A 17,297-nucleotide genomic window follows, 5' to 3' on the forward strand; every position below is an offset into this window, starting at 1 on the left:
CACCTGACAAGAATAGGGAAGTGATATGACAGTCGATGAAAAGGTGTTCGATTTCGTGATCCTGGGTGGCGGCTCGGCGGGGGCCGTGCTGGCGGCGCGATTGACCGAAGAGGCGCAGCTCGATGTGCTGCTGGTCGAGGCGGGACGGGCGTTCGACCCGGACGAATACCCTGAGCAAAGCTACAACGCCAACATCATCGCCGCGAATGGCGACCCCCGTTATGAGTGGGGTTATTTCGCCCGGCCGGTCGAGCAGCCTCAACCGGTGTACGCACCAAGGGGCAAGGTGTTGGGCGGCAGCTCCGCCATCAATGGCGCGGTGGCATGCCGGGCCTTGCCCTTCGACTTTGCCCGGTTCGGCGCCAAAGGCTTGAAAGGCTGGAGCTTCGAAGATGTCCTGCCGTATTACAAGAAAATGGAAAGTGCTCCCCATGGTGATGCGCAATGGCATGGCCGTACCGGGCCGTTGCCGATTCACCAGATGTCGCTCGACTACATCACCCCGGTACAGCGCGCGATGCTCGAAGCCGCGTGGGCCTGCGGCGCCAACAGGGTCGAAGACTTCAACAATCCCGAAGCCAACAACGGCGCCGGCCCTAACCCGATGAACGTGGTCAACGGTGTGCGGGTGAATACCGCGATGGCCTATCTCACCCGTGAAGTACGATCACGGTCCAACCTGACAATTCTGCAGCAGAGCCTCGTCGATAAAGTGCTGTTCGAGCAGGGCAGGGTTCAGTCGGTGCGGCTGGCGGACGGTCGAACATTGCACGGTAAAGAAGTGATCCTCTGCGCCGGCTCCTACGGCTCGGCTGCGATCCTGCTGCGCTCGGGCATCGGCCCGAGGGCCGATCTGCAAGCGCTGGACATTCCACTGGTGAAGGACGCACCGGTCGGCACCCGACTGCTCGATCATGCGTTCTTCTGGATGAACTTCAGTGCTCGGGAAACCCTGAAAGGCCAGGAGCATCCAGTGGTCGGTGCGCAGCTCTGGACTCATTCGTCCCGTGCCGGCTCGGACAAGGAACTGGACATCGGCATTTCCCCCTCGCACCTGCTCGACCCGGCCATCAGCCCCACCGGCGTAGCGTTCTCGCTGGGCCTGGAGCTGATGCATTGCACATCCACCGGCCGAGTCCGCCTGAGCAGCCGCGACCCTGCCGCTGCACCACTCATCGAACTCAATCATTTGACCAGCGAGGACGACATGAGCCGGATGGTCGAGTGCTTCCGCCTGGCGCGCAGACTGGCCAAAACCGAACCGCTCAAAAGCCTGATCGTGGAGGAGTTGTACCCCGGCCCGTCGGTGGATGACAGCGACGAACAGATCCGTGCGGCGCTGGCCCGAGGGGTGGGGACCTTGCAGCATCCGTGCTCGACCGCACCGATGGGGTTGTCGACCGATCCGGTCGCCGTGGTGGATGAACAGGGAAGGGTGCATGGCGTACCGGGACTGCGTGTGATTGATGCGTCGATCTTTCCCGAGATCCCGCTGATCAACCTGAACCCGACCGTCATCATGATGGCGGAAAAGCTGTCGGACACCCTCAAGCAATCCCGTCTCTCGAAATAAAAACAATCACAGGGGCACGACCGGCAGCGGCCGTGTGCCTGGCCTGCACTGGATGTAGAACTTGAACAAGCTTTGCGAGATGCAATCGTTCGTCATGGTGGTCGAAACCGGCAGTATCAGCGAGGCGGCCCGACAGCTGGGTACCGCCAAATCCATGGTCAGTCAGCGGATTGCGCAACTGGAAAAGCGCCTGGGCAGCATCGTTCTCGAACGCGGGCGACAGGCCCGGCTGACCGAGGCCGGTGAAGTGTTTTATCGCTACTGCGTTCGCATTCTGGCAGACGTCGAAGAAGCGGAAGACGCTGTTCTGGCCTTTCAGTCGAGCTTGCGCGGCAATCTGCGGCTGGCCGCGCCGATGGCGTTCAGCATTCGCTACCTGACGCCGATCCTGTCGGCGTTCGCCGTGCGCTATCCCGACTTGCGCCTGGACGTCGAGTTCGACGACCGACACGTCAATCTGCACGAAGAGCGCTACGACGCGGCGATTCGCATCGGCGAGTTGCCGGACTCTTCGCTGGTGGCGAAGACCATCACCGCCAACCGCCACATCATCTGCGCGAGCCCGGACTATCTGGCGGCTTACGGGACGCCGCAGACACCGCGGGAACTGTCCGGACATTTCGCCATGCTTTACGTCAATCGCGAGCCCCACGGCATGTGGACGCTGCCGGTGAATAATGCGCTGGAGTCGTTTCGCGTGCGCTGCCGGATGCGCACCAACAACGGCCATCAGCTCATGGAGGCAGCCAAGGCCGGCTTGGGGCTGGCGATTCTGCCGACGTTTCTGGCCGCGCAAGCGCTTGTGGATGGCACGCTCGAGGAGGTGCTGGCGCCATATGCACCCCGTGGCGGCAATATTTCCGCCGTGTACCGACGTTCGCAACGGGCTTCGCCCAAACTGCAGGCGTTGACCGATTTTCTGTGTGAGCAGATCGGCAACCCGCCGGTGTGGGAGCAATTGCTCGCGGCCCATTCGGCGCACTGAGCCGTTCGGAAAACACGAAACCGCGATTCGGTTTTCCCCGGCTTATGAGTCCTCGAGCCCTCCAATAAGCTCTCCTTCAACAGGCGCGCTTTGACGCCTGACAGGGAAGAAACCCATGAACGATACCCATGTTAATCCTGCCCGACGTGCCCCGGTCGATGTGATCGTGGTCGGCGGCGGTTCGGCCGGCGCGGTGCTGGCCCGTCGCTTGAGTGAAAATACCCGGCGCCAGGTGCTGTTGCTGGAGGCGGGCCAGAGTTTTGCGCCGGGCAAGTACCCCGAAATCGTCGCCAGCAGCGACGTTGTCGGTGCCAATGGCAATCGCCGGTTCGAGTGGGGTTACACCTCGCGGCCGGGCTACATCGAACACCCGATCGGCGCGTTGCGCGGCAAAGTGCTGGGCGGCAGTTCAGCCATCAACGGCGCGGTGGCGATCCGCGCCCGCGCCACTGATTTCGAGCGCTGGGATCTGCCGGGCTGGAGCTACGAAGAGCTGTTGCCCTGGTTCAAGAAACTCGAAAGCCACAGCGGTGGCGCCAGCGAGCTCCATGGACACGAAGGGCCGCTGCCGGTGCGCCAGCTCGGCAATGCTGACGTCACGCCAATGCAGAAGGCCTTCATTTACGCGACAGTCGCCAACGGCTACCGGATGATCGACGATTTCGACGGCGTAGATGCCAACGGTGTGGGCCCGTATCCGATGAACATCGTCGATGGCGTGCGGGTCAACACCGGCATGGCCTACCTCACGGACGAGGTACGCGCCCGCGATAATTTGCAGATTCGTGCTGACAGTCTGGTGGACAAAGTATTGTTCGATGGTAAACGTGCGGTGGGTGTACAGCTGGCCAATGGTGAGCAGTTACGGGCCGGCGAAGTGATTCTGTCGGCCGGCAGCTATGGCAGCGCGGCGATTCTGCTGCGTTCCGGCATCGGTCCCGGCGAAGACCTGCGCGCGCTGGGGATCACGCAGGTCGCCGAACTGCCGGTCGGGCAGAATCTGGCGGATCATCCGTTCTACTACAATGCCTACGCCGCCAGGCCTGATTCGATCGGTCGCCAGTCGCCGGCCATCGGGGCCAAACTCTGGACCCACAGCCGCAGCGCCGAACACGGTGATCTGGACATTCACATCACGGCGACCCACCTGTTTCCCCATGACCAGAGCCCTACGCAAGTCGGTTTCGTGCTCGCGGTGGCGCTGACCCGGCCGCTGTCGCGGGGCAAGGTCACACTCGCCAGTCGCGATCCGTCAGTGGCCCCCGAAATCGACCTTAATTTTCTCGCCGAGCCCAAGGACCGTCAGCGCCTGCTGGACGGTATTCGCCTGGCGCGCAGAATCGGGGCGACGGCACCGCTCAAGGGCTTGGTTCATTCCGAGCTGAATCCGGGGCAGGGCAACGACTCCGACGAAGCCTTGCTGGCCAGCGTCAAAGCCACCCTGGACACCTATCACCATCCGACCTCGACGGCACCCATGGGGCGACCGGGCGATCAAAAAGCAGTAGTCGACCTCGATGCCCGAGTCATCGGTGTACAAGGCCTGCGGGTGGTCGACGCCTCGATCTTCCCCGACGTGCCCTCCGTAGCCACCAACCTCACCGTCATTGCCACCGCCGAAAAAATCGCCGGCCTCTACGCCTGAATCCAAGGAAGCCTTCACCATGAACAATACCCCGGTTTTGAACTGGATCGACGGCCTGTGGCTGGATTCCGGTGTGCATCACGACTGCATCGACCCCTCGACCTATGAAGTGATCGGGCGCTTCGCCGAAGGAGGCGAAGCCGAGGCCCGCCAGGGCATCGAAGCTGCACAGCGGGCATTCACACAGACACCGTGGAAAGACGATCGCCAGCTGAGGGCCCAGGTACTGTTGGAACTGGCAGACGCCTTCGAGTTGAATGCCGCTGAACTGGTCGACACCCTGGCGCTGGAGAACGGCAAGATCCGCCCTGAAGCCACCTTCGAAGTCGGCATGGTGCCGTCCAAATTGCGTTATTACGCCGCGCTGGCCCGCACTGAATATGGCCGGGCGGCGGAACCCCGGCCTGGCAAGATCTCCATGGTGATCCGCCAGGCCGTCGGTGTGGCCGGCATCATCGTGCCGTGGAATTCGCCGGTGGTGCTGATGATTCGCTCACTGGCACCGGCACTGGCCGCCGGTTGCACCACCGTGATCAAGATGCCCGGACAAACCGCCCGGACCAACGCGCTGGTCGCACGAATCATGAGTGAGGCGCCATCGCTGCCTCGAGGTGTGATCAACCTGTTCAGTGAGCAGGGCGCCGCAGGTTCCGTTCACCTGGTGGAGTCGCCGACGGTGCCGGTCATCAGCTTCACCGGCAGCACCGGCACCGGTCGGGCCATCTCGGCGGCGGGGGCGAAACACCTCAAACGCTTCGGGCTGGAGCTCGGCGGCAAGACGCCGATGCTGGTGTTCAACGACGCCGATCTCGATGCGGTGGTGCCGACGCTGGTCAAGGCGCTGACCGTATTTGCCGGGCAGTTCTGCATGACCGGTTCGCGTCTGCTGGTGCAACGGGACATCGCCACGGTGCTGACCGAGCGCCTGGCCACACGTCTCGAAGCTGTGCGGGTCGGTCCGGCTGCCGATCCGGCCAGTGACATGGGGCCACTGATCGACAAGCCGAATGTGCAGCGGGTCAATCAAGTCGTGGAAGAGGCGATAGCCGCCGGCGCGCAAGTCATCGTGCGCGGTGGGCCGGTCACTGACGGGCCGTTGGCCAGAGGCGCGTTCTATCGGCCGACGCTGCTGCGGGTCAGCGATCCTGAAATGGCCATCGTTCAGCGGGAGACGTTCGGCCCGGTGCTGACCCTGCAAATCTTCGACAGCGAAGCCGAGGCCATCGAACTGGCCAACAACAGTGAATTCGGTCTGGCCGCCAGCGTCTGGACCCGTGATATCGGCTGCTCGCTGCGAGTCGCCCGTGAGCTGGAGGCCGGCACGGTCTGGGTCAACGACTGGGCGGTGGTCTACGACGAGTTCGAGGAGGGCGGGTTCAAGCAGTCGGGGCAGGGCCGTTTGAACGGTGTGGCGGCAATGGATGATTTTGTCGAGTACAAACACATCGCTCTCAATCCCGGCCTGCGTCAGGAGTGACCCCGATGCGATCATCCCGGCCGTGGATCGTCGCGCTGTTGGCAGGGACGCTGACCGCGTCCTCTGTCCATGCCGCCAGCGAACAACCTCTGACCTCTACAAGGACTGCTTCCGTGTCTCAGGACAAACTCTACGACGCGCTGCTGGATGCGCTATATGCCACGTTCGGCAAGCATTCCGGCTTTCGTGCGACCCATGCCAAGGGCGTGTTGGTGAACGGCTTCTTTACCGCCTCACCAGCGGCGGCGACGCTCAGTCGCGCCGCGCATTTGCAGGGCCAACCGGTGCCAGTGGTGCTGCGTTTCTCCAACTTCAGTGGCGTGCCGGCCACGGTGGACGGTGATCCGATGGCCAGCCCGCGTGGCCTTGCGGTGCGCTTCAGGCTGCCGAACGGTGAGGTCACCGACATCGTCAGTCACTCGTTCGACGGCTTTCCGGTGGCCACGCCCGAAGACTTTCTGGTCTTCCTGCAAGGCATCGCGGCGACGGTTTCGACGCCGCCGGATCCGCAGCCGTTGCAGGCTTTTCTGGCGGAACATTCGAGGGCCAGACATTTTCTGGAGACGGCGAAACCGGCGCCGTCGAGCTATACCCGCCTCGAATACTTCGGTGTGAACTCGCTGGTCTTCAGCAACCGGGAAAACCAGGAACATATTGTTCGCTATCGCATCGAACCGTTAACCGGCCAATCGCTGATCAGCGACCAGCAAGCGGCCCGGATGCCGGTCGACTACCTGCAGGACGAGTTGACGGCGCGACTGGCGAAGGGCCCTGCACAGATGCGTTTGATCGCGCAACTGGCGGAGCCGGGCGATGTGGTCGAAGACGGCTCCATCCCGTGGCCGAGAAATCGTCGTGAAGTCGAGCTGGGCCTCTTCACCCTCGATTCAGTGGTGCCTGACGAGGATCAGCAATCGCTCCAGCAACGCCTCGACTTCAGTCCCGGTCGGCTGCCGGACGGCATTGCCTTGAGCCGCGACCCGATGACCCTGGCTCGTGACCGCATCTACCAGCGCGCCGCGCTGCGGCGTCAGTAGCCATGACACAGGATGCTGTCGCCCGCTGGAAGCAATGGTTGGTGTCGTGGCTGGTGGTGTGGCCGCTGTCGGTGTCCATGCCGTGGGCACTGGCAGCGCTGCTGGAACTGGCGGACCTGCGTCTGCCGGGGTGGTTGTTCAAGATGCTGGTCGCCGGGTTGATCTCGTTCAACATGGTCTATTGGCTGATGCCGCAGAGTTCGCGGTTGATGGCACGGTGGTTGGTGCGCTAAGCGTTCCGCGCCTCACTCGGTGGCGTCAAAGGCCTTGTGGTAGCTGACGACGCCCACCGGCAACTCCCCGCCAAACGCCAATGCCTGAAAGTACTCCGCCGGAATTCCCGGCAACTCCAGACTCGAGTGAGCCTTGAAGCCGAAGCGAGCGTAATAGCGCGGATCACCCAGCACTACGCAGCCAACGCCGCCGATGCGCTGCAACTGCGCCAGCGAGGCTTTCATCAGCGCCGAGCCGATGCCTTGCCGCTGGCGGGTCGGGCACACGGAGATCGGGCCCAGGCCATACCAGCCTTGAGCGCCGGAGGAAATCGTCACGGGTGAAATGGCGACATGGCCGACCACCGTGTCGTTCTCCACCGCCACCAGCGAAACGCTGAGCTGACCGGCGCGGCGCAAGGCGTTGACGATGAATTGTTCGGTGTGGCTGGAGTGTTCTTCGTGCTGGAAAGCGGCCTCGGTGATTCGGGCGATGGCGTCGATGTCTTCGAGGCGTTCGTTGCGGATTGTGATGTTTGTATTCATGCGTTCTCGGGTATCCCGGTCGATCAGGGTCCGAAGAGTTTCGAACAGCGGATCGGCACTGGTGTATTGCTTGCCGTAGGCCAGGTTGAAGCCATAGTCGAAGTCTGGCGGATTCCTGCCTTGAGTGTGTTGTAAAAGTGTTTCCAGCTTGTCCAGCGCTTTTACCGCTCTGGCTTCGGCAGAACCGGCGTTTTCATAGTCGTCCCAGAGCGCGAGGATCTCGTTTCTCGGCGCGTCGTCCAGAGCGCGGGTGAGCAGCAGCAAGTCGTTGCGTTCCTGTTCGCCCTTGTCGGGCAAACCGGCTTGATCGACCGCCGGAATGTCACCGTTGATGGCCTCGCCGAGGTCGTGGATGACGCACATCTTCAGGACTTTCAGCACGTCGAGCCCGGCCAGATCGTCGGCGAACACGATGGCCATCAGGCACAGGCGCCAGCTGTGTTCGGCGGTGCTTTCACTGCGCCCGGAGGAGGTGTGAGCGCTTCTGAGGACGTCCTTGAGCCGTTCCGCTTCGCGCAGAAAGTCGAGACGTCCCTTGATTTTTTCGAGGTTCATGCAGGGACCGGGATCGAGAGGGCAGGATCCAAAGCCTAGGCCCGGTCTTGATCATCGTCCACGCATAAAATATGCGGCGGGTGGCTCAGAGGGTTTCCACCAGCCGTGCGGCGGTGCCGTCCGACAGGGTGATCCGCGTCCAGCGACACAGGCTCTCGCGGATGGGGACGACGGTTGAGTCGTTGTGGCCGGTGACGAATTCCAGTGCCGGTGGCGCCTGAACTTCCCGCCAGCCGTTGTCATCCAGCAAGGACTCCCTGTGCTGGATTTCTGCCGTCGCAAAGCACCACAACGATTGCCCCAGCAGCTCGCTCAGCGGACTGCTGAACTGCGCGGCGCGGGCCGGGGAGCAGGCCAGCAGGCGATGGGTCAGGTCGCAGACAAGGTGAACCGGGCGGGCACTGTCCGTCACCAGTCGGGCGAGCGCCTGATCGGCGGCGCTGTCGAGTCGTGCCGCGAGCAACCGTTCAAGCTGAAAATGGGCGTTCGGATCCATCGCCTGCACACCGCTTTCCCAGCGGGAAATCGTCGACTGGGTGACCTTGAACAGCTCGGCGGCATGGCTCTGCTTGACGCGGTGCAGCACACGCCAGCGGCGCAGGGCGAGGCCGGGGAGACTGGGTTTGAGCAAGGTGTCGGGCATGGCGATGGATCGCAAAAGGAATGCGGGCCGACAGTCTGAAGACTGCCGGCCCGTGCTGCAAATCGACGCGATATCAGGTCATTCCGGGAGCCTGGCGATCACCTTGATCTCGAACTGAAAGCCATACAGCCACGTCACGCCGACCGCGGTAATGGTCGGATGCGGCGCTTCACCCCAGAACTCCGGCACCACTTCCCAGATGGTTTCGAACGTGGATTGCGGATCGACCATGAACACCGTCACGTCCACCACGTCATCGAAGCTGCTGCCGGCTGCGCCGAGAATCGCATTCAGATTGGTAAATGCCAGTCGCACCTGTTGCTTCAGATCCGGCTCGGGCGAGCCATCTTCCAGGCTGCCGACCTGCCCGGAAACGAACAGAAAACCGTTGGAACGCACCGCTGGCGAATAGCGATTGCGCTCGTAGAGGGCATGGCGTCCGGGCGGGAAAACCACGTCGCGTTTTGGCTGGGCATGGGGCATGGGGTGTCTCCTTCAATGGGTCGAGAACCTGCGATGGAGAAACTCTAGGGGCTTGCGTTGGCACGATAAACACGCAACCTTGGCGCTCACTGTTTGTAAATCCCAAACAATCGAGCTGCCATTAGAGGTGGGTGATGGACCGTTTTGACGCGATGCAGGCCTTTGCCCGAGTAGTGGAGGCGGGCAGTTTCACCAAAGCCGCCGAGACGCTGCACATGAGCAAGACCACCGTGACCCAGCTCGTCCAGCAACTGGAGGCGCGGTTGAGAGTGAAATTGCTCAACCGCACCACACGCAAGGTCAACGTCACGGAGGACGGCGCGGCCTACTATGAGCGCGTGATCAAATTGCTGGCGGACATGGACGACGCCGAAACCAGCCTTCCCGGTGCGGCAGCCCAGCCCAAGGGGCGCTTGCGGGTCGATGTGCCGAGCCCTTTGGCCAATCTGATTCTGGTACCGGCGCTGCCCGAATTTTATGAGCGCTATCCGCAAATCCAGATCGACATGGGCGTCAGCGACCGGATCGTCGACATCATCGATCAAAACGTCGACTGCGTGGTGCGCGGCGGCGAGTTGCGGGATCAGTCGCTGATGGCCCGCAAGGTCGCCGATCTGCAACTGGGCGTGTATGCCGCGCCGAGTTACCTGGCCCGGGCCGGCACGCCGAAGCATCCTCGTGAACTGGAAGACTCTCATCACCGGGTGGTCGGGTTTCTCTGGGCGCGTACCGGCAAACCCGTGCCTTACGCTTTGCACAACGAACTCGAAGATCTGCAGATCAAGGGTCGCCATGTGCTCGCGGTCGATGACGGAAATGCCTATCTGGCGGCAGGCCTCGCGGGGCTGGGCGTGTTGTGGTTGCCCAGGTACATGTCCAAAGCACACGAAGCGCGCGGTGATCTGCTGCCACTGTTCGAAGGCTGGCGCCTCGATCCGATGCCGCTCTACGTGGCGTACCCGCCCAACCGTCACATCAGCCGCAAACTGCGGGTGTTCATCGACTGGATCGCCGAGGTGATGGCCCGCCACGCGCCGGTCATGGATCGCCCAGGTTCGCCAGCAACCACTCGGTGAAACGGCGGGCCATGGGGTCGTTTTCACTGTCGCGGTGGGTCAACAGGGCCCAGTTCGGGCCGCGAATGGTCTGCTCAACCAGTGGCTGCAACAATCCGTTTTCCCGCGCCTGGCGGCTGAGCAACTGACTGACCAGCGCAATCCCGAGACCTGAGCAAGCCGCGTCCAGCAGCAGGCCCGGGTCTGAGAAGTTCAGCCCCTGTTCCTGCTGCCCGATATCGATTCCAGCCTCTACCGCCCAGTGACTCCAGTCCATTTCCCGCTCGCCGTGCAGGGTGGTGCGCTGCGCGGCGGGTTGCGCCAACACACTCGGATGGCACGCGGGATAGAGGCGGTCGGCATGCAGCACCTTGAAGCTGCATTCGGCCTGGGAGCTGATGTCGTCGCGCACCGCCAGATCGATGGTCTGGGTCGCCATGTCCGGCACTTCATCGGTGCTGAAAATCCACAGATCCACCTTCGGGTGCTGACGGCGGAAGTCTCCCAACCGTGGCAGCAACCAGTGCCGGGCAAACGCCGGAGTGGTGTTGAGCACCAGTTGATTGGGCTTCTGGTATTGCCCCAGTCGCCGGATGCCCACCGACAGTTGCTGCAGCATTGCCTGGGTGGTGCTGAGCAGATCGTGGCCGGCGTCGGTCAGCGCCACGCTGCGTCCGCTGCGGAAAAACAGCGGCTGCTCCAGGTAGGCCTCAAGGCTGCGGATCTGCTGGCTGATGGCCGACTGCGTCAGGCTCAGTTCCTCGGCGGCCTTGTGGAAGCTGCCCAATCTGGCGGCCGCTTCGAAGCCGCGCAACGAGCTGAGGGGTGGCCAGTGTTTCAGCATGATCGATAAGTTCCTCTAATCAGTTTTCCGCTAAATCCATCGTTTGTTTGCCCTTCAGGCCGCCATTAGCATGCACGTCTACGCCGCCAAGGCTTTTTCCATTGAACACAATGGCTTAACTCAAAGGGCTTTTTACCATGCAGCAGAACAAAAACAACAACAGCGGTTGGATGATGCCGGCAGAGTGGGTAACGCACGCCGCGACCTGGATGGTCTGGCCCCACAACAAGGCCCTGTGGGAGTCGGGCTGGCGCGTGACCCTGCCGTTGGTGCAGGAAGATTTCGCCCGCGTCGCCAATGCCATCGCCCGGTTCGAACCGGTGAAAATGGTCGTCGATCCGTCGGCCATCGCCAGTGCCAAAGCCTTGTGCGGGCCGAACATCGAACTGATTCCGCTGGCGGTCAACGACAGCTGGTGCCGCGACTCCGGCCCGAGTTTCGTCGTTCATCCAGAGCAAGGTCTGGCCGGGGTGAGCTGGCGCTTCAACGCCTGGGGCGGCAAGTCGGCCCACGAGCTGGACGAAAGCCTGGCCCGCCGGGTGCTCAATCATCTGGGCGGCGAGTGCTTTGGTACGGCGCTGAGCAACGAAGGAGGCGCAATCCACGTGGACGGCGAGGGCACCTTGATCACTACCGAATCGGTGCTGCTCAACCCCAACCGTAACCCCGGCGTGAGCAAGGCCGAGATGGAAGAGATCTTCAGCCGTCTGCTCGGCGTGAAGAAAACCATCTGGCTGCCGGGCGATCCGGATTACGTCACCGGCGACATGACCGACGGCCACGTCGATGGCGTCTGCGCTTTCGCCCGTCCCGGCGTGTTGTTGGTGGATGCGACTCACGATCGCAGCTCGGTGTACGCCGAAGTGGTGCGGGAAAACCGCCGTGCACTGGAACTGGCCACCGACGCCCGGGGCCGCCAATTCGAGCTGATCGAGCTGTATGAAGCCACCGATGCGGTGGACACCGAAGCCGAAGTGTTCTGCGCCTCGTACACCAATTTCTACATCGCCAACGGCGCGATCTTCATGCCGGCCTACGGTATCGAGGCCGACCATGTCGCGGCGCAAACCCTGGCCAAGGCGTTCCCCGGACGTGAAGTGGTGCCGGTGCAGATCAATCATCTGGCCCATGGCGGCGGCGGTGTGCATTGCATCACCCAACAGCAGCCAGCCTGGCCTCTGGAGGGTTGATCGATGACGATGCTCAAAGTCGCCACCACCCAGATGCCGTGCACCTGGGATTTGAAAAGCAACCTCGACCGCGCCGAGCAGCTGGTGCGCGAAGCGGCGGCGCAGGGTGCGCAAGTGATCCTGTTGCAGGAGCTGTTCGCCACGCCGTATTTCTGCATCGAGCAGAGCCACCACCACATGGCGCTGGCCGAGGAGTATCGCGACAGTCGGGTGCTGTCGCGCTTCGCTGCGCTGGCCCGGGAGCTCGGCGTGGTGCTGCCGCTGAGCTGGTACGAGAAGGCCGGCAACGCCTGCTTCAATTCCCTGAGCGTGGCCGATGCCGACGGGCGCCTGTTGGGTGTGTACCGCAAGACCCACATCCCCAACGCCATCGGCTATCAGGAGAAGGAGTATTTCAGCCCCGGCGACACCGGCTTCAAAGTCTGGGACACCGCGTTCGGTCGCCTCGGCGTGGGCATTTGCTGGGATCAGTGGTTTCCGGAAACCGCCCGCTGTCTGGCGTTGATGGGCGCTGAAGTGCTGCTGTTCCCGACCGCCATTGGCTCTGAGCCGGGCTGTGCCGACCTGGATTCGCGGGACCACTGGCAGATGACCATGCGTGGCCACGCTGCTGCGAATCTGTTGCCGGTGATCGCTTCCAATCGCGTTGGCCGCGAAGTGGCGGGCACCGATGCGGCGTTGCAAATGAATTTCTACGGCTCGTCGTTTATCTGCAACCACAAGGGAAAAATGCTCGCCGAAGCCGACCGCGCCAGCACCGGCGTGCTGGTGCAGAGCCTGGATCTGGCAGCCATGCGCGAGGAGCGCCTGAGCTGGGGCATCTACCGCGATCGTCGCCCGGAAATGTATGGCGCGTTGTTGAGTCAGGACGGCCGTCACCTTCACGCCCGCTGGAATCCTCAAGGAGTCTGATATGCGTATTTCACGCAAGAGGTTGCTGGGTGCTCTGGGCCTGGCGCTGGCTGGTCTGATGCCGGCCGTACATGCCGAAGACAAGACTTTGCGACTGTACAACTGGGCCGACTATTTCGCCGAAGACACCTTGAGCAAGTTCACCGCCGAAACCGGGATCAAGGTGATCTACGACGTGATGGACGGCAGCGAAACCCTGGAGGCCAAGATGCTCTCCGGTGGCAGTGGCTACGACCTGATCTTCCCCGGTGACACCGTGGCCGAACGGCTGATGCGCGCCGGCAGCCTGTTGCCGCTGGATCCGTCGAAGGTCACGGCGATGAACGATATCGAGCCGGGCCTGCAAAAGCTGCGCAGCCATTACGAGCACTCGAACAAGGCCACGGTGCCCTACACCTGGGGCACCATCGGCCTGACCTACAACGCCGGGCAGATCAAGCAACGCATGGCGGATGCGCCGGTCAACAGCCTGGACATGCTGTTCAAGCCGGAACTGGCCGTGAAGTTCGCCGATTGCGGGATTTCAATGATCGATTCGCCGGACGAAGTGCTGGCCGTGGTGCTCAATTATCTGGGCCGTGATCCGCGCAGCGCCAAGCCTGCGGATCTCGCGGCGGCGAGTGATTTGCTGATGAAACTGCGGCCGTACATCCGCAAGTTCCAGTCGCAACCGGTGACCGATCTGGTCAACGGCAACCTGTGCCTGTCCCTCGGCTACAGCGGCGACATGACCCAGGCCCAGCGCACCTCGGACAGCGCCGGCAAACAGACCCGCTTCCAGTACCGCGTGCCCCGTGAGGGCACCACGGTGTGGATGGACACCATGGCCATTCCAGTGGATGCCAAACACCCGGAATACGCCTACGAATTCATCAACTTCGTGATGCGCCCGGAGAACATGGCTGCGATCAGCAATTTCACCGGTTACCCGACCTCCAATGCCAAGGCCCGGCCAAACGTGGATGAGGCCATGCGCAACAACCCGGACATCTACCTCGACGAGGCGACCTATGCTCGTCTGATACCGGGCAAGGACATTCCCCAGGCCGACATGCGTGCCCGCATGCGCACCTGGACCAAGTTCAAGACCGCCACTGCCAAGTGATTTTTCCGCGCCGCCTCGGCGGCCCCTTATCCATCAGGAAGCTACACATGCCCACTCGTCGCGAGTTCATCAAACAGGTTTCAGTTGCCGCCGGCGTAGGCGCTGCCGTCATGGGTCTCGGCCTCTCGCCGGCGCGGGTGCTGGCGGCCAGCGAGGGTCGCTGGTTCATGCCCGACGAGGGCGACAAACACGAACGCGCCTACATGGCCTTCGGCGCACAGGACGCGATCTGGGAAGACTTCACCGAAGACGTCCAGGAAGCCCTGGGCCGGATCGCCCGCGCCATTGCACGTTACGAGCCGCTGACCCTTTATTGCCGCAGCAGCGAACGCAGCCTGGCCGAAGAGATTTGCGGCACGTCCAACATCACCTACCAGATCGCCAACCTCGATGACATCTGGATGCGCGACATCAGCGCCAACTTCGTCATTGACGACAAGAATGGCCTGGGCGCGGTGGACTTCAATTTCAGCGGCTGGGGCAACAAACAGCAGCACTCCAAAGACGCGAAAATCGCCAGGCGCGTCGCGCAGGATGCACAAGCGACCTACATCCGCAGCGAACTGGTGGGCGAGGGCGGCGGCATCGAAGTCGATGGCCACGGCACCGGGATCATGACCGAAAGCTGCTGGGTCAACGAAAACCGCAACCCCGGCTGGAGCAAGGCCGATGTCGAGGCGGAACTGAAGGCGCGTCTGGGCCTGCGCAAAATCATCTGGCTGCCGGGCATCAAGGACAAGGACATCACCGATGCCCACGTCGATTTCTACGCACGCTTCGTCAAGCCCGGCGTTGTGATCGCCAATCTTGATACCGACCCGCGTTCCTACGACAACAAGGTCACGCTGGCGCATCTGGAAATTCTGAAGAAGGCCACCGATGCCGACGGTCGCCCGCTGCAGATCCACACCGTGTCGCCACCGCTGAATCCACGCAAGACCAAGTTCAACAAGAACAACGATGACTTTGCGGCCGGTTACATCAACTACTTCGTCATCAATGGCGCGGTCATCGCCCCGGAGTTCGGCGACAAGGAGGCGGACAAGAAGGCCTTCGACTTGCTCAAACAGCTTTACCCGAACCGCGACGTGGTGCAGATCAACATCGACGCCATCGCCGCCGGCGGTGGCGGGATTCACTGTGTGACCAGTCACCAGTCGGCGTGAAGCGGTTGCTCAGCGAAACCGCTGGGGAAGCGCTTCAGCGAAGGGATAGAAGTCAAACCAGGGTTTGGCTTCGTCGATCACCTGGCGGAAAGACGGACGCTGCACCAGTCGCTCGAAATAAGCGCCGAGGCGAGGGCGGTGGTCGCCAAACGGCACCAGCGTATTGGCGTAGAACAGCGCCGGACTGGCCGAGCAATCGGCCATGCTGTAGGCCGGGCTGGCGATCCATGGGTGGGTCGCCAACTGGTTTTCCAGCATGTCGTAGGCGGTGTTCAGCAAGGTGCGCTGGCTGCTCAGATCGGCGTTTGCATTGTGGATGCGGTCGGCGACGATCTGCGACATCGGCGTCATCACGTAGTTGTCGAAAAAGCGGTCCCACAAACGTACTTGCAGCGCGGTATCCCAGTCGTCGGGGATCAGGCGGCCTGCTCCGGCGTGGTAACGGTCCAGATATTCGATGATCACGCTCGACTCCGGCACATTCTGCTGGCGGGCGCGATCCTGCAATACCGGGAATTTGACCAGTGGCCACAGCGCCCGCAGCTCGGCCCGCTCGGTTTCGCTCGACAGGTCGATCAGACGTTTTTCGAAGGCGACTCCGTGCTCGTACAGGGCAATCAGGGCTTTGTGGCAGTAGGACGACAACGGATGGTAGTAGAGGGTCAAGTCCATGGTTCAACGCCTCGCGATGGTGGTGAAACGCACTACACAGGTATAGCGCGCCTGCGCACGGCCACGCATTTGATTTCCACCAGCAATCCCGGATGGGCCAGTTCACTGACGCCGATGCAGGTCCAGGTGCAGAAGCCTTTGGGGAATACACGGTTCTTCACCTCACGAAACATCGGCATGTGCCGGTTCATGTCGGATTTCAGCGACCGTGCGCAAGCGCTGCCAGTTGTTCGGTATCCACCCGCACAAACACCGAATCACCCACCGCCGTCAGCACATCCCCGGCGTACACCTCGCAGATCACCCGGCTCTTGCGCCCGGTTTCGCCTTCGACTTTTGCCTTCAGCGTCAGCGGCACGCCCATCGGCGTTGGCTTGATGAACTTGATGCCGAGATTGCCAGTGACGCAGTTGATGCGTGGCAGGCTTTCGACTTCACGCCCTTCGGCGCGGTAGTGGTAAGCCATCGCCGTCCAGTTCGAATGGCAGTCCACCAGCATTGCGATCAGGCCGCCGTAGACCAGCTCCGGCCAGCCGCAGTATTTGGCTTCGGGCAGATGCTCGGCCATGACGTGTACGCCGTCTTCATGCCAGAAGCTCTTGATGTGCAAGCCGTGCGGATTGCTGCTGCCGCAGCCGAAGCAGACGCCGTCGGGGGCGGCGGTGTCTTGCAGGGAAGTGTCGAGGGGGGACATGCCGGGATCATCCTTAAAACGGGTTAGTCGAACCGAGGGGATTCTAACCCTGAATCAAGGACGAGGCGTTGCTTCAAGTGACGCCGTCTGCTGCTGACATTGATCCCCGCATGATGCTAATTGCGTTGCGCCAGATTGCGTTGAAATTCCTCGAAGCTGCACGGCAGTGTCACGGCTTTGCGCTTTTTCGACTTGTCGTGCTCGTCGGGCAATTGATCGCTCAATTCCCAGACTTCAAGCATCTTTGCGTACTCGAAGGCATGGCGCGGGCTGCTCTGAATCCACTGCTGGAAGGCCTGGCGTTCTTCGGGCGTGCAGGTTTCGTCTTGCAGGCGCAAGCACCAGTGAGCTGCCTGATGGAGGATTTCATCATCGGCGTCTTGAGGACTTTGGCGATTCATTGACTGTTTCCAGGATGGCCGGAGAGGGCACTTTACCCTGCCTCTTGCAAAAAAAACGTCAAATTTCCACAGGGATTCAGCCGGCCCGACGGACAGAATGCG

The 17,297-nt window shown here is 62.1% G+C and carries 18 protein-coding genes and 2 pseudogenes; 11 read left to right on the forward strand and 9 right to left on the reverse strand.

Going from position 1 to position 17,297, the window contains the following annotated elements; translation table 11 throughout:
• The first annotated feature begins 25 nt into the window (after window positions 1-25).
• The 6 genes from NWV16_RS12310 to NWV16_RS12335 all read left to right on the forward strand — a co-directional run bounded on the left by NWV16_RS12310 (window position 26) and on the right by NWV16_RS12335 (window position 6,950).
• Window positions 26-1,573 (forward strand): GMC family oxidoreductase, encoded by a 1,548-nt coding sequence (locus tag NWV16_RS12310; protein ID WP_260523242.1) that lies wholly within the window; start codon window positions 26-28, stop codon window positions 1,571-1,573.
• Window positions 1,574-1,634: 61 nt separating this feature from the next.
• The gene (locus NWV16_RS12315; RefSeq protein ID WP_260523243.1) at window positions 1,635-2,558 is read left to right on the forward strand and encodes a LysR family transcriptional regulator; all 924 of its coding nucleotides are present in this window, start codon (window positions 1,635-1,637) and stop codon (window positions 2,556-2,558) included.
• 115 nt (window positions 2,559-2,673) lie between these two features.
• A complete protein-coding gene (locus NWV16_RS12320; protein WP_260523244.1) occupies window positions 2,674-4,203 on the forward strand; it encodes a GMC family oxidoreductase in 1,530 nt (509 codons plus the stop codon).
• Between the two features lie 19 nt (window positions 4,204-4,222).
• A complete protein-coding gene (locus NWV16_RS12325; RefSeq protein WP_260523245.1) occupies window positions 4,223-5,680 on the forward strand; it encodes an aldehyde dehydrogenase family protein in 1,458 nt (485 codons plus the stop codon).
• Window positions 5,681-5,685: 5 nt separating this feature from the next.
• Window positions 5,686-6,717, forward strand: coding sequence for a catalase family peroxidase (locus NWV16_RS12330; RefSeq protein ID WP_260523246.1), 1,032 nt, complete (start codon window positions 5,686-5,688; stop codon window positions 6,715-6,717).
• Window positions 6,718-6,719: 2 nt separating this feature from the next.
• Window positions 6,720-6,950, forward strand: a complete 231-nt coding sequence (locus NWV16_RS12335; RefSeq protein WP_260523247.1) for a hypothetical protein — start codon at window positions 6,720-6,722, stop codon at window positions 6,948-6,950.
• A 12-nt stretch (window positions 6,951-6,962) separates the two neighbouring features.
• On the opposite strand, the gene NWV16_RS12340 is transcribed toward NWV16_RS12335, so the two are convergent.
• The 4 genes and pseudogenes from NWV16_RS12340 to NWV16_RS12355 all read right to left on the reverse strand — a co-directional run bounded on the left by NWV16_RS12340 (window position 6,963) and on the right by NWV16_RS12355 (window position 9,156).
• Window positions 6,963-7,475, reverse strand: coding sequence for a GNAT family N-acetyltransferase (locus NWV16_RS12340; RefSeq protein WP_260523513.1), 513 nt, complete (start codon window positions 7,473-7,475; stop codon window positions 6,963-6,965).
• Window positions 7,473-8,030: pseudogene (locus tag NWV16_RS12345) on the reverse strand (HD domain-containing protein); the annotation flags it as partial. The gene NWV16_RS12340 and the pseudogene NWV16_RS12345, both read right to left, overlap by 3 nt.
• Before the next feature lie 85 nt (window positions 8,031-8,115).
• Entirely contained in the window at window positions 8,116-8,673 is a 558-nt protein-coding gene (locus NWV16_RS12350; RefSeq protein WP_260523248.1) for a helix-turn-helix domain-containing protein, read from the reverse strand.
• Between the two features lie 78 nt (window positions 8,674-8,751).
• Window positions 8,752-9,156: a RidA family protein gene (locus tag NWV16_RS12355; protein ID WP_260523249.1), complete on the reverse strand. Its 405-nt coding sequence runs from the start codon at window positions 9,154-9,156 to the stop codon at window positions 8,752-8,754.
• A 134-nt stretch (window positions 9,157-9,290) separates the two neighbouring features.
• Between NWV16_RS12355 and NWV16_RS12360 the strand changes: the two genes are divergently transcribed.
• Window positions 9,291-10,232 (forward strand): LysR family transcriptional regulator, encoded by a 942-nt coding sequence (locus NWV16_RS12360; RefSeq protein WP_260523250.1) that lies wholly within the window; start codon window positions 9,291-9,293, stop codon window positions 10,230-10,232.
• Here the strand turns inward: NWV16_RS12360 and NWV16_RS12365 are convergent.
• Window positions 10,195-11,055, reverse strand: coding sequence for a LysR substrate-binding domain-containing protein (locus NWV16_RS12365; protein ID WP_260523251.1), 861 nt, complete (start codon window positions 11,053-11,055; stop codon window positions 10,195-10,197). The genes NWV16_RS12360 and NWV16_RS12365 overlap by 38 nt on opposite strands.
• 137 nt (window positions 11,056-11,192) lie before the next feature.
• Here NWV16_RS12365 and NWV16_RS12370 point away from each other — a divergent pair, with 137 nt between their 5' ends.
• Genes NWV16_RS12370 through NWV16_RS12385 form a run of 4 tightly spaced genes read left to right on the forward strand, consistent with a single transcriptional unit; the run spans window position 11,193 to window position 15,428 of the window.
• A complete protein-coding gene (locus NWV16_RS12370; protein ID WP_260523252.1) occupies window positions 11,193-12,245 on the forward strand; it encodes an agmatine/peptidylarginine deiminase in 1,053 nt (350 codons plus the stop codon).
• 3 nt (window positions 12,246-12,248) lie between these two features.
• A complete protein-coding gene (aguB, locus tag NWV16_RS12375) occupies window positions 12,249-13,157 on the forward strand; it encodes an N-carbamoylputrescine amidase (RefSeq protein ID WP_260523253.1) in 909 nt (302 codons plus the stop codon).
• A gap of 1 nt (window position 13,158) precedes the next feature.
• Window positions 13,159-14,262: an extracellular solute-binding protein gene (locus NWV16_RS12380; RefSeq protein WP_260523254.1), complete on the forward strand. Its 1,104-nt coding sequence runs from the start codon at window positions 13,159-13,161 to the stop codon at window positions 14,260-14,262.
• A gap of 47 nt (window positions 14,263-14,309) precedes the next feature.
• On the forward strand, window positions 14,310-15,428 hold the full coding sequence (locus tag NWV16_RS12385) for an agmatine/peptidylarginine deiminase (protein WP_260523255.1): 1,119 nt from the start codon (window positions 14,310-14,312) through the stop codon (window positions 15,426-15,428).
• Between the two features lie 9 nt (window positions 15,429-15,437).
• Here the strand turns inward: NWV16_RS12385 and NWV16_RS12390 are convergent, their stop codons facing one another.
• From NWV16_RS12390 to NWV16_RS12405, 4 genes and pseudogenes are all read right to left on the reverse strand, one after another.
• Complete coding sequence (locus NWV16_RS12390; protein ID WP_260523256.1) at window positions 15,438-16,100, reverse strand: glutathione S-transferase family protein; 663 nt, start codon at window positions 16,098-16,100, stop codon at window positions 15,438-15,440.
• A gap of 32 nt (window positions 16,101-16,132) precedes the next feature.
• Window positions 16,133-16,291 (reverse strand): annotated as a pseudogene (locus NWV16_RS12395) (RidA family protein); the annotation flags it as partial.
• An 8-nt stretch (window positions 16,292-16,299) separates the two neighbouring features.
• Entirely contained in the window at window positions 16,300-16,794 is a 495-nt protein-coding gene (locus NWV16_RS12400) for a PaaI family thioesterase (protein ID WP_260523257.1), read from the reverse strand.
• 116 nt (window positions 16,795-16,910) lie between these two features.
• Window positions 16,911-17,195 carry a DUF4880 domain-containing protein gene (locus tag NWV16_RS12405; protein WP_260523258.1) on the reverse strand — a complete coding sequence of 95 codons (285 nt, stop codon included), beginning with the start codon at window positions 17,193-17,195 and terminating at the stop codon, window positions 16,911-16,913.
• Window positions 17,196-17,297: the final 102 nt, after the last annotated feature.

Source organism: Pseudomonas sp. BW7P1, assembly GCF_024981055.1.
Taxonomy (GTDB): domain Bacteria; phylum Pseudomonadota; class Gammaproteobacteria; order Pseudomonadales; family Pseudomonadaceae; genus Aquipseudomonas; species Aquipseudomonas bananamidigenes.

What these genes read in the sequence shown, in the direction of transcription:
- NWV16_RS12405 (WP_260523258.1), bottom strand. Translation starts at nt 17,195, where the DNA reads ATGAATCGCCAAAGTCCTCAAGACGCCGATGATGAAATCCTCCATCAG.
- NWV16_RS12400 (WP_260523257.1), bottom strand. Translation starts at nt 16,794, where the DNA reads ATGTCCCCCCTCGACACTTCCCTGCAAGACACCGCCGCCCCCGACGGC.
- NWV16_RS12340 (WP_260523513.1), bottom strand. Translation starts at nt 7,475, where the DNA reads ATGAATACAAACATCACAATCCGCAACGAACGCCTCGAAGACATCGAC.
- NWV16_RS12385 (WP_260523255.1), top strand. Translation starts at nt 14,310, where the DNA reads ATGCCCACTCGTCGCGAGTTCATCAAACAGGTTTCAGTTGCCGCCGGC.
- NWV16_RS12335 (WP_260523247.1), top strand. Translation starts at nt 6,720, where the DNA reads ATGACACAGGATGCTGTCGCCCGCTGGAAGCAATGGTTGGTGTCGTGG.
- NWV16_RS12365 (WP_260523251.1), bottom strand. Translation starts at nt 11,055, where the DNA reads ATGCTGAAACACTGGCCACCCCTCAGCTCGTTGCGCGGCTTCGAAGCG.
- NWV16_RS12380 (WP_260523254.1), top strand. Translation starts at nt 13,159, where the DNA reads ATGCGTATTTCACGCAAGAGGTTGCTGGGTGCTCTGGGCCTGGCGCTG.
- NWV16_RS12330 (WP_260523246.1), top strand. Translation starts at nt 5,686, where the DNA reads ATGCGATCATCCCGGCCGTGGATCGTCGCGCTGTTGGCAGGGACGCTG.
- NWV16_RS12370 (WP_260523252.1), top strand. Translation starts at nt 11,193, where the DNA reads ATGCAGCAGAACAAAAACAACAACAGCGGTTGGATGATGCCGGCAGAG.
- NWV16_RS12350 (WP_260523248.1), bottom strand. Translation starts at nt 8,673, where the DNA reads ATGCCCGACACCTTGCTCAAACCCAGTCTCCCCGGCCTCGCCCTGCGC.
- NWV16_RS12390 (WP_260523256.1), bottom strand. Translation starts at nt 16,100, where the DNA reads ATGGACTTGACCCTCTACTACCATCCGTTGTCGTCCTACTGCCACAAA.
- aguB (WP_260523253.1), top strand. Translation starts at nt 12,249, where the DNA reads ATGACGATGCTCAAAGTCGCCACCACCCAGATGCCGTGCACCTGGGAT.
- NWV16_RS12310 (WP_260523242.1), top strand. Translation starts at nt 26, where the DNA reads ATGACAGTCGATGAAAAGGTGTTCGATTTCGTGATCCTGGGTGGCGGC.
- NWV16_RS12320 (WP_260523244.1), top strand. Translation starts at nt 2,674, where the DNA reads ATGAACGATACCCATGTTAATCCTGCCCGACGTGCCCCGGTCGATGTG.
- NWV16_RS12360 (WP_260523250.1), top strand. Translation starts at nt 9,291, where the DNA reads ATGGACCGTTTTGACGCGATGCAGGCCTTTGCCCGAGTAGTGGAGGCG.
- NWV16_RS12355 (WP_260523249.1), bottom strand. Translation starts at nt 9,156, where the DNA reads ATGCCCCATGCCCAGCCAAAACGCGACGTGGTTTTCCCGCCCGGACGC.
- NWV16_RS12325 (WP_260523245.1), top strand. Translation starts at nt 4,223, where the DNA reads ATGAACAATACCCCGGTTTTGAACTGGATCGACGGCCTGTGGCTGGAT.